At 57.8% G+C, this 12,021-nt stretch carries 9 protein-coding genes; 6 read left to right on the top strand and 3 right to left on the bottom strand.

Translation table 11 applies throughout. From position 1 onward, the window contains the following. Positions 1-250: 250 nt before the first annotated feature. Positions 251-739 (top strand): hypothetical protein, encoded by a 489-nt coding sequence (locus tag XI05_RS01825; RefSeq protein WP_271498290.1) that lies wholly within the window; start codon positions 251-253, stop codon positions 737-739. A gap of 174 nt (positions 740-913) precedes the next feature. After that, the gene (locus tag XI05_RS01820; protein WP_271498289.1) at positions 914-2,404 is read left to right on the top strand and encodes a hypothetical protein; all 1,491 of its coding nucleotides are present in this window, start codon (positions 914-916) and stop codon (positions 2,402-2,404) included. Between the two features lie 597 nt (positions 2,405-3,001). Here XI05_RS01820 and XI05_RS01815 read toward each other — a convergent pair. Beyond that, entirely contained in the window at positions 3,002-3,442 is a 441-nt protein-coding gene (locus tag XI05_RS01815) for a VirK family protein (RefSeq protein ID WP_271498288.1), read from the bottom strand. 509 nt (positions 3,443-3,951) lie between these two features. Between XI05_RS01815 and XI05_RS01810 the strand changes: the two genes are divergently transcribed. The 4 genes from XI05_RS01810 (at position 3,952) to XI05_RS01795 (ending at position 9,558) form a co-directional block, all read left to right on the top strand. Further along, positions 3,952-4,878, top strand: a complete 927-nt coding sequence (locus XI05_RS01810) for a hypothetical protein (protein ID WP_271498287.1) — start codon at positions 3,952-3,954, stop codon at positions 4,876-4,878. 1,872 nt (positions 4,879-6,750) lie between these two features. After that, positions 6,751-7,440: a response regulator gene (locus XI05_RS01805; RefSeq protein WP_271498286.1), complete on the top strand. Its 690-nt coding sequence runs from the start codon at positions 6,751-6,753 to the stop codon at positions 7,438-7,440. Between the two features lie 26 nt (positions 7,441-7,466). Then, positions 7,467-8,915, top strand: a complete 1,449-nt coding sequence (locus tag XI05_RS01800) for a type II and III secretion system protein family protein (protein WP_271498285.1) — start codon at positions 7,467-7,469, stop codon at positions 8,913-8,915. A 10-nt stretch (positions 8,916-8,925) separates the two neighbouring features. Beyond that, on the top strand, positions 8,926-9,558 hold the full coding sequence (locus tag XI05_RS01795; protein ID WP_271498284.1) for a CpaD family pilus assembly lipoprotein: 633 nt from the start codon (positions 8,926-8,928) through the stop codon (positions 9,556-9,558). A gap of 189 nt (positions 9,559-9,747) precedes the next feature. Here the strand turns inward: XI05_RS01795 and XI05_RS01790 are convergent, their stop codons facing one another. Beyond that, positions 9,748-10,785, bottom strand: a complete 1,038-nt coding sequence (locus XI05_RS01790) for an EscU/YscU/HrcU family type III secretion system export apparatus switch protein (protein WP_271498283.1) — start codon at positions 10,783-10,785, stop codon at positions 9,748-9,750. Continuing rightward, positions 10,782-11,597: a type III secretion system export apparatus subunit SctT gene (sctT, locus tag XI05_RS01785; RefSeq protein ID WP_271498282.1), complete on the bottom strand. Its 816-nt coding sequence runs from the start codon at positions 11,595-11,597 to the stop codon at positions 10,782-10,784. The genes XI05_RS01790 and sctT overlap by 4 nt, the downstream gene beginning before the upstream one ends. Positions 11,598-12,021: the final 424 nt, after the last annotated feature.

Raw genomic sequence — 12,021 nt, 5'->3', positions numbered from 1 at the left:
GTCCCTCGGGTCATGTCAGATTTTGGAAAGCTAACATTCGTAGCATGGAACCAGACAGCGATTGCCTACGAAGAGACCATGGACCGACTCACCGATATCAACCCAGCCCGCAACACTTTCGCCGAATCCGATGCCGCTGTGCAACGGCCACAACAGCCGCCACAAGCGGCATTTGAGCAGCATCTGGGAGAGGCGCGACAGCTCGGTCCAACTTACCCCCACAGCGACCTTTATAAGATCGCTGCGGAAGATGATCGCCTCATCCAGGCGGCGTCTGGCGCGGCCCTCAGGCGAGGGCCAACACCCGAACGCGACCACCGTCGAAATTTATGATCGTCGGCTTCGCAAGCTCGCTGAAGAGCTCAAGAAGTCCGGCCAATCGATCGCCGGGCTCGATGGCGATACGTTGCTTGACCGCGCCAAGAAGCTGCTGCCAAACGACAAAGTTATTCTCGCCGCCCTATCGTCGGTTAGTCAGTATCGCGAGATTGATCCCACCGCTCGGCCCATCACGAGCCATTACCGCCCGTCCAAGGAAGACGACCGGCTCATCAGGGAAGCCGCAAAGGTACGTTTTGGTCGACCAATAAAGCAAAAACTTGCCGATAATTATGCCAGTAGTCTCCGGAAGCTGGCGGTGGCACTCCGACCTTTGTCGATGGCTAAGCTCAGTCACAAGGCCTTGCTCGGCTATGCTGAATCCAAATTTCAAACGACAAGAAACTCATCTCCGCATTGAATCGGCTTCGCGACTATCGGGCACTCGTGAGGCAAAGCAATTCGGGGCCTGAAGCAAGCACGTTGCGTCTGCCAGCTCAGCCAGCCGCCGAGTCGGCCGCCCAGCCCCCCGATCAAGAGCGGTCTTTGCAAAGCGCAGTGCATCGGGGCTCACAATTCTCAGACCACGGTTTCAATGCTCCGCAGCGTTGGCAAGAAATGGGTTTGGCAGCTCATTTTCCCGAGCAAAGTGTCGCCGAGGATGTGCTTTTCGACCGGAGCGGCGAGCTTCCTGTTTCCAGCTTGCTTTCACCGGCGTCTGGGCAAAGCATGCGTTCTCCCTCGCACGAACAATGGTTCGGGGCCCAAGTTTTTGTATGCCCCCGATCGCGATGACCTGCCGCCAGAAATTAACTTCACTGCACCGGTGCTGTGGCCGGGGATGAATTCAAGTGCCCACTGGCCCGTACAAAGTGTCGCCCCAGAAGAGCTTTCCGAGGCTGCGGATCGGGAGCTGCTGCCGCCAGCCATGACTTTCGATGCTCCCGTGCGGTGGCAGCCAATGAGTTCAGCCACCGGCTCGGCTGTGCAAAGTGCCGTTCAGGAGGCTTCGCTTAATGCCGTGGATCTTGAGGGCTATCTCCTTGCTGACGATCTCGATGCGCCGGAGTTTTGGTCGGAAATGTGGTCAGCCGCCGCCCCTTCTACGCCAAGTATCGGCCAGAAAGATCTTTTCGGTGCCGAAGCCTGGCAACCCGGCGCCTGGTCGCAAAATCCTGCATCTGCACGGGACCCTGCACCGATGACGCGCCGAGACGATGCGGCCCCAGCCATGCTAGAGCAGCCGCCCCCAGCGGCCACTGATAGCTTCGATGCTTCTTTGGTCGTTCCAGAGACCTTCTCGCACGGCACCCAGCCCGCGCCAGATATGATGCGCTCCAAGCTGGGGCGCTGGGGTTTGCTGCCGGATGCAACACAGCGGGTAAGGAGCTTCGACATTGGCGGTGAAAGCTATGCGGCCGTGTTAGGCCCGCAAGGCTATCATGACGTTCAACTCATCCATCTTCGTCGTCCCGCCGTCGGCGATACATTTGACGTGTCGTTCGCCGTGCCCAAAGACTTTTCGCATGGCACCCAGCATGCACCCGAGCTGATGTTGTCCACGTTGGGAAAGTGGGACTTCTTGCCTGATGCGAAATATCCCTTCATGAACTATAAAATTTCCGGCGAACGCTATACGGCCGTGTTGGGACCGGAAGGCCGCAACGACGTTCAGCTCATTCATCACCCTCGCCTCGTTCTACCAGATGAAGCTGCGCCCGCCGCGCCCGAGGCAGCTTCAGATGTCTACGGTCTTGCGACAGGGTTCGGTCTGCCGGCCTCCTTCGATTTGCAAAAGAGCGCTACTTCGGCACTGGCGCCTCATCTTCTCCCCCCGCCTGCCGAACCGGCGCCGGGTCATCAGCCGGCTCCGCAATTACTGGAGCTCGGAGAGTTGTTTGGTAATGATTGGAGGCACGGCCCCCGAGAAGCTTCGCCTGTCATGGTCGACATGCTCCAAAATTTGGGTCTCCTGCCGAACCAGGATGTCCCAATGACCCGTTTTTTGATCCACGGAGAGCCCTACAGGGCTGAAAGCCTCGCCGGAGGCGGCGTTCTTCTCTTCCATCGGCCGCAATTTGGTTGAACGAGGGACGTCGTCCTTGCGATGGGACCGCCTGACCAAAGCAGGCACCAGCGCCGTTGGACCTGCGACCGAACGAGGGCCAGACTATGCGTGAACGCCCTAGGCCAGATCCAACGCGATCTCAAGTAGGATGCATGACTCAAACTATTAAGCCAACTCGGCGTCGCGGCCTTTCAGCCGAAAGCGCTCGGGAGAAGGAAACACGAGCGCGTGGTCACTCACTGGCTTGACTGTCTATCGGTCGTATTCATCGCAGCCAACAATTTGATCAACACTATGTGCCCACAGGAGACGCGTACAAAGTGCGAAGATAACTTGTTCAAGTGCTCTATCGGAGAGGGCCTAGCATCTCGCAATACGATATATAGCCGCAACGGCTTTCTGATCAATAAGACCCGATGACCACAACCCGCCCCTCGAGGGCGTATCGAGCGCACCGACGCACTTCGCGCATCATCGGCACCGCCGCGAAAAGACGGCCAGAAGCGATCTGGCCGTCGTTACTTGTCGAGGATCATCATTTGACGGCTTGCGATGCGGCCAGACCGCTAAAACAGTCAAAGCCAATGCGCATTCAGACCAGGGCAGTTCTTTCTGCTACCAGATGAACCTCGCCCCATCGGGCACTTCGCAGATGAATTCGCCCTGGTTCACCAGTTCGGTGCTTCCGACGACAAGCTTGGAAGCCCGCACGGTAAGCTTGCCGTCGCGGCTGAGGCTATGGCGAATGTATTCCGTCACAGCATGTCCAGAGCTATCCACAGTTTGATGCGCATTGGCAAAGCTGATGCCATTCTGGGCAGTCACCCTGAAGGCATTGATCGCCAATCCGGCTAGCGTAGCAGAGCTGGGCTTGCCCCCTTCGGCGGGAGTACAGCGGGCCATATCCATTATCAGCTTCACGCTCTTGCCCGTCTGCAGGGCATTGAGCACCTTAGCGTATTTCGGCGAGGTCTCATCTGCTCTTGCCAGCGTGCTCACGGTGGTCGCAGAAAGCATGGACAACAGGATCAATAGGGCTCTGCCGGTTAAGTTCATATGTTCTTCTTCCTCCAAGGAACTACTGTTCGCGTGAGCGAAACGTCACAAGATGCGATCGTCGCAACGCGCTTGACGGACCACAGACATGAAGCGTCGTTGCATTTCGAGAAGACAATCGGTCGCAAACCGACGCAAGTGGTCGTGACGGCTATTCCGACATCACAACATCGTAGGTCAGATTCTCTGAACTTGCCTCCTCGCGAGTGTCATCGCGCGAAATGACAGATGAGCAGAACCATCAGCCCCTCAAACAGCTCCTGTATCCGTCGCCTGAGCACAAGTCCGGAGTTGGGATGCCACGAACGACGCGCCCCACGCAGGCAGCTGAGCTTACCTCAGCCCAAATAGTGTAGGGCCAACTTGCGGCATTGGGTCCGGCCGAGCTCGCCTCGGTACACTCGCCGATGCTCAGCTGAAACAAGCACCAGAATTCCCGCCCGTCAGCTTCTCGAAAGCTGTTTTTGCAATGAATACTCACGAACAACTATTATATTGCGAGGAAACGGATGAACATCGATCCACAACATGCCGCCGAGGCCTTGATTGACGCTCAAGATGCGCAAGCAGATGAATTGGGCCTTCAGGCCATCTCACCGGTGCGGTTGTCGGACGATCAAGCAGACTTCGAAAGCCAACTGCATGGTTTGCATTCGGCTCACCAAATATCTACTCCCGCCCCTGGACCATCGAATTCGCAAAATGAGCCGGCGCCGGTGTCCACTCATTATCCCGCCGCATCATTTGTCCGAGCGCGCGCCCAACTTGCCGCAACGTTGACAGGTGCCACGCTTGAAGCGCTCAAGAAGGAGATAGCTCTGGCCGAACAGCAATCAGCCCGATGGGCACCAGCAACTGCACCGGGAGAGGACGGTATCGATCGGGACCGCATTTTCGAAAACATAGAGAGATCGTCCTATCTCAAGCTGCATCGTTTCCAAAATCAACCCGCAGATTGCAAACCGAGGGCAGAGACCAGCACAACTGCAATATCACATGTCCGCAACACGGCGCGGGATCATTCCTCCATTGGAGATCCTGTGGAACGATATCCCCTGGATCGGGCGCGCCAGGCTGGATGGCACATGCGCGGCAAGACAACGGCTTCTCCATTTGTCTCACTTGTCGAAGATCCATCCAAACTCACCGTGTCGGTTGACCACTGGGCAAGAGCGATCGCCAACAATGCGAACATGCTACACACATACGCCGTACCGAAATCCGCAGTTTGGACGCCCGACGACGTACTAAGCACTATTGGCCTTAGGATGAATGCGGAAGATCAGGACAACATCGATGCGGACCTGGATCTGATGTGCTCTCTGGGCAGAACGCCGACACGAGAGACCGAACGCTTGTTCCTGGGCGGTAATTTGGACAGCTACCGAACCGCAAACGAAGAAAACCCCTACAAGCGGAAAACTGGAGAGGAATGACTAGACAAGCGGCGAGCGCGCCACGCGCAGACGTTCCGTCATGGTCACCAACACGACCATCCTAAGGAACATTGCTCCCTGCGGCTCCGTTTCAGGACATCGACAATCGCTTTGCGAATAAATGCGCAAGGACTAAGCGCGCCCATCCCAAGAATAGCTGACGCTCTCTCGGGGAAACGCTCGCACCATTTATTCGCTCCTCCACCGCTATCATCAGGGTGCCGCGGACTTGCCAACATCGATCCGATCGCCGCCGGCACACCTGGCTTGAAGCCCAGATGACGCCGCCGCGCAAGGCGGATCATCGATCCCTTCGCAATTTGACATGCCGTTGTCAGCGCATCAATCAAAAGAGCTGGCGCGCGAATGAATCAAATGGCGAAGATCAAGGAGGCATCGCTCCGCGGCAAACCATGTGGCCGCACACGGACTATTCGCTACCTGGATGCGTTCCATCAAAACAATCGATTTTACCGATCTCGCCTAAAAGCCTCATAATCGATCGCGATCTATGGAGGCAGCATTCAAGAATGTCGTGTGGCAATCGCTTGTTCTACCGTCCCTTGCCGCTTAGCGGGCCTTGCGCCTTTGCGCCCTCTGCATCCCAGAAGTTCGCGCCCGCTCTTCACACAGACGCATCACACGGTTCGCCAGCGTCTCTTTGCTAAGTTGTCGCGCATGAGGTCAGTCGGACCAACGTGACGTCCCGCCTTAAGTCCCAGCAAAGACGAGTGCCCTCATCCACTGTCATCGGCTTTGGCTTAAGCTCCGCCTTAATTGGATCGACGAAATGCTCATGACATTAGCGAGAGAGACGAGCGTTGCCAGAGCTCGATGGTCTGGTCGGGAGTGCATCGTCCCCGCTTCGGACTGCCTGGCCACTTCGCGGAGGAATGTTACAAGCAGTGGCCAAAGGTACTTGAATCTCACCTTGCGTCAGATTGTAGGATTTACGACAGCCCGCGACACAAACCCCCTCGCGTGAACTCTTCCTGACAGGTAGCAAGAATTGCGAACGTCTCAAAAGCACAATGCTCCGCCGCTCCTCCCCGTCACGCTGCTACGTTGCTCCTCCCCGGGGCCAGCTTCCGACATCGTTTATGCGCAGATCAGAGGATGTAGTGCCAATCGCCCCGCAAGAACGGCAAGATGCGGCGCGCGAGCAGTATGCTGGTGGTCGCTATGTCGCCGTTGACGGGCACACGCCAACTTAAATTTCGAGTACCAATCATTCTGGCGCCAGGCAGGACTGCGGGGAGGGTGTTCACAAAGCCGAGAGCGACATTGATCGCTTGTACCGTGCATCTCGGCTAGTGAAGCCACCAACCAGATGCGCCGTGTAAAGTGTCTTCGAATGCGGAAGAACTTGCATCGTCGTCACCTCGACGACAGGACGGCTCAACAGCCCAGCAAGATTGACCGCGGATCAAGACGAATTCGGAGAGTTTCTAAATGTCGGTTCGGCTCATTCGTTCGGTCACAAATTCGATCGTCTTCCACGCTTTGGTTTCGGTTGCGCGGCTTCATTCTAATCGCGCGGCAGGCGTCGGCGCAGTGCATGGAAGAACGGTTGTAAGCGGCCTGCAGAGGCGTCAGCAGGCTACCGCGGCCTACAGTCATCAAACGAGATCGGATCTCTTGCTGGCGTGCGGGGCATGTTGAGCGCCGCCGACAGCGTAAGAAGCCCGCGGCGGTCCGCGGACCATCCGATGACGAGGGATCCGCAGATATCGATCGTCTGTGGACGTGCTCCGGCCTCTCGGTTCGGGCTGTTCAAATTCACATCAGTGCACCCGCCTCTCAGTTGCATCGAGCCCCAGGGTTGATCGTGACGTGCTCAGGTCATGGCGTGGATGGACGAAAGGCGATGAAATGCGAATTCTCCTGGTTGATAATCACGCGGACTTCGCTCGCGACGTGAAGGACGGACTCTTAAATCGCGGCTTCGCCGTTGACGTGACACGCACGCTGGATGAGGCCGCGGCCGCGCTCGATTGCGCGAACTACCACATGGTCCTGCTCGAATTGGCTTTGCCGGATGGAGACGGATTGGACTGGCTAAAGCAGTTGCGGCGCGAAGGGCGGTCTATGCCGACAATGATGATGAGCAATCTCAATGATCTCAGTAGGCGTATTGCGATCTTCAACGCCGGCGCGGATGATTTTCTGCCCAAGCCCGTGTCTATCGACGAACTCATTGCCCGCATGCGAGCTATTTTGCGACGGTCAACGCAGATGATGGCGCCGGTGGTGACATTCGGAAATCTGCATTTCGATCCGATCGCGAGACAAGTCTCGGTTGGTGGTCGAATACTGAGAATTGCGCGCCGCGAAGTGTGCATTCTTGAACATCTGCTCAACCGCGCCGGCCGTACCGTGCCGCGCGCATCGCTCGAAGATAGCTTGTATGCATTTGACGATGAGGTCTCGACCAATGCGCTGGAAGTCGGGATTTATCGCTTACGCACGCATTTGAGCCAAGCGGGTGCAACGCTCAGGATCAAGACCGCGCGCGGTGTCGGTTACACCCTTGAACTCATCGGCGCAGCATCGGCTGCCTAGCCGATCAAATTGAAAGCAGCACTCCCTTGAACGTGGTTAACAATGACGCCGGCGAGCCGCCGATGGTCGCCAGCGGCTCGCACTATACCGCTTTTACCCGCCTCTGCTACGTCCTGTGCGCTCTCGCTCTGCTATTTCCGCCTGCAGTCACAGCTCAGACAAAGCGGGATGGCAAAGGGGAACCGCCACGTGCGGCGCCTGGCAGCACCACGGGCACGATCAACCTTACCTCCTCACAGGGCAAGACAGTTCATCTAACCGGACCGGCTGCGAGCATCTTTATAGCCGACCCGGCGATTGCGGATTATCAGGCGCCATCGAACACCACGATCTTCGTGTTTGGCAAAAAGGCCGGACGGACGAGCCTGTTTGCCTTGAACGACAACGGAGAGGCTCTCGCCGAGCTGCGTATTGTCGTCACCCAACCGATTGAGGATCTGCGGGCCGCGCTGAAGGCCGAGGTCGGCGACTATCCAATTCAGGTCAGCTATACCCCGCGCGGCGCGATCCTTAGTGGTACGGCGCCTAATGCGGATGTGGTCGAGACCGCCAGGAAGGTCACTGAGCAGTTTCTTGGCGCGGGCGCGCTGGTTGTCAACAAGATCCAGGTCGCCGGCTCCCTGCAGGTGAATCTCAGTGTACGGGTGGCAGAAGTCTCCCGCAGCGCCGTCAAGGATCTCAACATCAACTTCACGGCATCGAGCCCAAACGGCGCTTTCCTTGTGAGCGGCAAAGGGGGCGGGTCCGGCGCGGCCGGCGGCGGCGGCACGATCGGGATTGGGTTTAACGCCGGCAATACCAACCTGAGCGCTGTTCTCGACGCTCTCGCGAGCGAGCACCTCGCCTCAATCCTTGCTGAGCCGAATCTAACGGCGATGTCCGGCGAAGCCGCAAGTTTCCTCGCCGGAGGCGAATTCCCTATTCCGGTGATGCAGGACAACCGGCAGGTTTCGGTCCAATTTCGTCAGTTCGGTGTGAGCCTCGAGTTCGTTCCGACGGTTCTCAACAATAATCAAATCAATGTCCGTGTGAAGCCCGAAGTCAGCGAACTATCGAGTGAAGGCGAAGTCAAAATCAATGGCATGGCGGTCCCTGCCCTCTCGACTCGGCGGGCGAGCACCGTGGTCGAGCTCGCCAGCGGTCAGAGCTTTGCAATTGGCGGCCTCATCAGACGCAACTTCAACACTGATATCGGCGAGTTTCCCTGGCTCGGCGATGTGCCGATCCTAGGCTCGCTTTTCCGCTCCTCATCGTTTCAGAAACGTGAAACCGAGCTGGTCATTATTGTCACGCCCTACATCGTGCGGCCGGGACCGAATCCGAACCGAATGAGTGCGCCGAGCGACCGCGTCGCACCGCCCTCAGACGCGGGGCGGATATTGACGAACACGGTGGCCCGGCCGCCGCGAGAGCGCGATGCGCCTCGCGCCAGCGCACCAGGATTGACCGGCAGTACCGGCTTTATTATCGAATGAGGATCGCCAAATGACTTTGCGACATCTGTGCTACCCGATCCTTATTGGAGCAACATTGGGGGGCTGCGCAAATACTGCCTCGATCCAGCCGGCGCCGGCTGACCAAGAGATCCAGGTCGAGCAGAAGAGTAGCGTGTTGTTCCTGCAGAGCCTTCGTGGCCCCGAACGGGATCGGCTGCGGAGCTTTATTGCAGCGACCAGTCGCGGCCGGCGGGATGCCCTCCATGTGGGCGTCATCGGCCCACCCAGACTCATTGCACAGGTGGCCCACGAGGCTCGCGCCATGGGCGTTGCCAACTACAACATTCGCCTATCTGCTTCTCGTGTGGATTTGCCGGCTCGTTCCGGGGTGAGGATCGAAGCGATCACTTTCGAAGCCCATGCTCCGGTCTGCCCCTCCCTCTCCATCGTCGGTCCTACAGTGAACGACAATTCGTTCAATCCAACCCTTGGCTGCTCAGTCCGGAATAACCTTGCGGTCATGGTCAATGAACCTGGCGACTTGTTAGGCAATGGTGCTGTCATGCCGACCAGTGGTGATCGTGCAGTGCTTCCCCTCACCGCACGCGGGGCCACGTCGGCGGGCAACAGGAGCAATTTGGACGATGAGACGCATAACCGGGTTGCGCCAGAAACCCAATAATCGGCTGGTAAGACGCGAGCAGCATGACGTCGGTTGGCATTGTCCACATCAGTCTTGAAATCGGCCGACGAGCCTCCTGGAATCCAATCTTTGCTCGGTCCTTTTCTTGGGATCGTGCAGCTTGCAGATCCGGTTCTGAGACAGTTGAGTCGTTGGCCAGAGATTTGAGCATCGCTGTATTGCGCGACGCTAAACTAGGCCGGCGGCAAAGACCGCCTTTGCAACCCTCTCGAAACACTCCATCGGAACGGCCTTGCCCATCGCACCTTTTCGGATCAGCTGGCGCGCCAAAACATGATCCTCGACAATGCTTAGACGTTGGGCGCGCGCCCGCGCCAGTAGCTGTGAAGCCGTTTCGCCCTCACCGCGGCACACCAATACCGGGACGCCGGTCTCGCCCCGAACGTAGCGCAGCCCAACCAATGTCGCTCGCCCCGTCAGTATCACTGTCGCCCGATGGATGCCGAGCGGAGACTCGTTCGCCGACTCCCGGCGGAGCCTGCGGTGTTCACCCTTGATCTGCGGATTGCCATCCTGTTCCTTGGACTCGCGCTTGGCTTCGCTCTGCGTCATGCGCATGTCGCGCAAGAATAACCAACGCTGAATGAACAGATCGGCCAAGCCGCCACTCAGAAAGGCGCCGGCAGCAATCGCGATCAGCACTTTGAGCTCTTTAAAGACAAAACCAAAGCAGCTCAAATCGCAAAGGGGCAAGTATACCAGTGCCCTCCAACTTGCGAGCACAGTGAAAACGAACGTAGCGCCAAGAATCAACACTTTGACGATAGACTTTCCAAGCTCAACAAGCGAGCGCTGGGAGAAAATCCGCTTCAGCCCTTTGATGGGGTCCAATTTCTCAAAGCTGGGTTTAAGCGGCTCAACCGAAATCGTCAGCCCGCCGCCGGCCAAGACACCGGCCAGAATCGCCGCAACCAAGGCCGCACCTAGGATGGGAGCCACGGCCATTATAGAAAGGTCCATCAGTCCGACCAACGCTTGCCGGGCCGCACTGTTGAAGGGCTGTTCCTGCAGCTTGTCGATGAGCCGCACGGCTTCGCGCCATCCGTCTTCGATCGGGCCCGCCCTGAAGCACAGGCAGCCGAAACCAGCGCAAAGGCTTGCCGCGGTCACAAAGTCGGCGCTGCGCGGGCTCTGCCCTTTCTTACGCGCGTCTCTCAGCTTCTTGTGACTTGGTGGAAGGTTTTTCTCTTCGCTCGTGTCGTTCATTTCAAGATCTTCTCGAGCCACTCCAGCACGCCGTTGGACTGAATGATCTCTGCTCCCATATATTCGATCAGGAAGACGGCGTAGCTGACCATAATGATGCCAAAGGCGGCATTCTTGATGGTCGGAGACAGATCGTTCAGCTTGATTTGCGGCGCAAAGCGCCCGAGCAGCATGAGGGATACGTCGATCAGAAGCAGCAGAGCCAGCACGGGCCCGGCGACCACGAGGGTCGTATGCATGACATGGTCGAGAAGCCCGATAAACTCCATTGCCCCTTGGTGGGTCAGGGGCGGTAGCAGCCGATACACGGGCCAGATCAGATAACTTCCATAGAGGCATCTGACCATGGTCTGCAGACCTCCTGATACAACAAAGATCGTAACCGCGGCAGTCCCGAGAAAGAGACCCATAGGGGCGGTTTGACTGCGCGTGGCAGGATCGTCCACCTGGCTGGAGATGCCGCGCTGGGTATCAATGCTGTCACCCACGGCCTGGATGCTCCAAAGTGGTATACTAAGCAGAAAACCGAACAGCAGGCCGATAAAGAGCTCCTTCAAACCGAGGAGCGAGACCGCAATCATGCGGGTGCCCGGATCTAGTGTCTGCAAGCCGTTCCTGATCTGCATCAAGCAAGGCACTCCAATCACAACCGTCACGCTTGCGCGGATAATCCCGCTAATGTGCGGTCGCGTGAATACCGGAAGAACCAGCATAATGCCGAGGGCCCGGGCCGCGCCAAGTCCGGCCGCCACGACGAACTCGACAGCAGTCTGAATCAGAGTTTGCGTGTCGGTGGGTGACAAGGCATCCATTTGAGCTCAGCTCGTCCTTCCTTCAGCTAATGCAACCGTCGCACTCGCGTCGCCATGATGTGAGACGTCAAGAACTCTGCAGATCTCGTGTTCCAGCGGTTGCAGAGCGACAGGCCTCCCACAGGGCAGGTGCCTTCGGCCTCAACCATCCATATGCCTACAGCCATCCCGGCGCAGAGGTATGACCATTCGATGAGAGCACCGGCGAAATCGCGCCGCTGCGCGGCCTACAAGCCAAGCTTCTACCGCTCTCACCGGGCACAGCGCAGCTTGGAGGTCTGAGGGCCCCCGAAGCTTCCATCAATTTCGCCGTCTACGGAGATCGGTCTCGAGCGGCACCTTCATTCGCAGGCTCATTCACCAGAACGCCAGAATCGTGGAGCTGCTTGCAATCAAAGCGGTTCGCCCGTTCACTGCGTCAACA

The sequence above is a fragment of the Bradyrhizobium sp. CCBAU 11357 genome (genome assembly GCF_028128865.1).
GTDB lineage: Bacteria > Pseudomonadota > Alphaproteobacteria > Rhizobiales > Xanthobacteraceae > Bradyrhizobium.
The sequence above is the reverse complement of the archived record's forward strand: the minus strand, read 5'-3'. Positions and strand labels throughout refer to the sequence as shown.